This is a genomic window from Methylobacterium sp. J-030, assembly GCF_022829545.1.
Classification (GTDB): domain Bacteria; phylum Pseudomonadota; class Alphaproteobacteria; order Rhizobiales; family Beijerinckiaceae; genus Methylobacterium.
Genome location: NZ_JAKSYM010000247.1, coordinates 1 through 1102, shown reverse-complemented (window position 1 = coordinate 1102; position 1102 = coordinate 1). Strand labels below are relative to the sequence as shown.

2 protein-coding genes and 1 pseudogene are annotated in these 1102 nt (G+C 72.0%); all 3 read left to right on the top strand.

Annotation, left to right across the window (positions count from 1 at the left end; all coding sequences use genetic code 11):
* Positions 1 to 181 (top strand): annotated as a pseudogene (locus tag MKK75_RS17875) (hypothetical protein); the annotation flags it as partial.
* A 55-nt stretch (positions 182 to 236) separates the two neighbouring features.
* Complete coding sequence (locus MKK75_RS17870; protein ID WP_244043881.1) at positions 237 to 818, top strand: hypothetical protein; 582 nt, start codon at positions 237 to 239, stop codon at positions 816 to 818.
* A gap of 66 nt (positions 819 to 884) precedes the next feature.
* On the top strand, positions 885 to 1102 hold a 218-nt coding region (locus tag MKK75_RS17865; RefSeq protein WP_244043880.1), incomplete at its 3' end, for a hypothetical protein.

Genomic DNA, 1102 nt, shown 5'->3' with positions numbered 1-1102 from the left:
CAATCTGCCGAACGAGCCCGTGCCCGGCGGCATCGAGGCTTGGGAGGCCGTCGCCCCGGTCCGCCCCGATACCGCGCACAGTCGCGCCCTGCGCTTCCTCGACGTCGGCGCCGAGCTGCTGGCCGCCGTCGCCATCATCGGTGGCGGCATGGTGCTCACCGGCCTCGCCACCTTGCTCTGACCTGCCTGCACCCCGAGCGGGCCGGCTGCCCGCGCCCTCATCCGAGGATCCCGCGATGTCCCTCCGCACGTCCCTCAAGAACCTGATCCACCGCGACCCGGGCGCCGCCCTGCGCGAGCGCGCCGACGGCCTACGCGGCAGCCTGAGCCGCCGAACCGTCGTCGCCGGCACAGTTGCCGTCGCCGTGCCCCTGCCGGTGATCGCCGGCACGCAGCAGCCCAGCGCGGAGGAGGCGGCATTTCTCGCCCTGGTCCCGGCAGCCTTGCCGATCCTGCGCCGCCTCATCCCCGCGCAAACCGAGATGACCCGCCTCGACATCGAGGCCGAAGCCGTAGACGGCGGCTACCCCGGACCGCACGATGAAGGCCGCCGCAGGGCCTGGGCGGATCAAGTCTCGGAACGCCGCCAGACCAACGGTTTCGGCGTCGCCTGGGAGGCCGCCAACGCTATCGACGTGGAGCTGACGGCGCTGGTCGAGGACTACGACCGCGTTCCGATGCGGACCCCGACGGCCATCCTGTTCAAGATCGCCCTGGAGCATCTCGGGGAGTGGTGGGGCGAAAGCGCCCTCGACGACCTTCGCCATCTCGCCGCCGAACGGTTCGACCTCCCCGACGACAGCACACCCACTGTCTGACGCCGCCACCGCGCGGCGCTCACCCCGCCGCGCCTCCCGTCATCCCGTGATCCCTGGAGGCTGACCATGGCCCCTCTCAAGCTATCCACGCTGTTCCGCCGAGACCCGTCCCGTCAGGCCCTCAAGGAGCGCGCCGCCGCCATGGCGAGCCGCACGGCCGCGTTCAAGCCGGTCACCCCCGAAGCGGCTCCTGCCCGCCCCGCGCCCCTCGCCCAAGCGTGCGATCAGGCCGTGATCGACTGGAACGCCATCCCATCGTTGAGCCAGGCCAACGACTGGGGCGA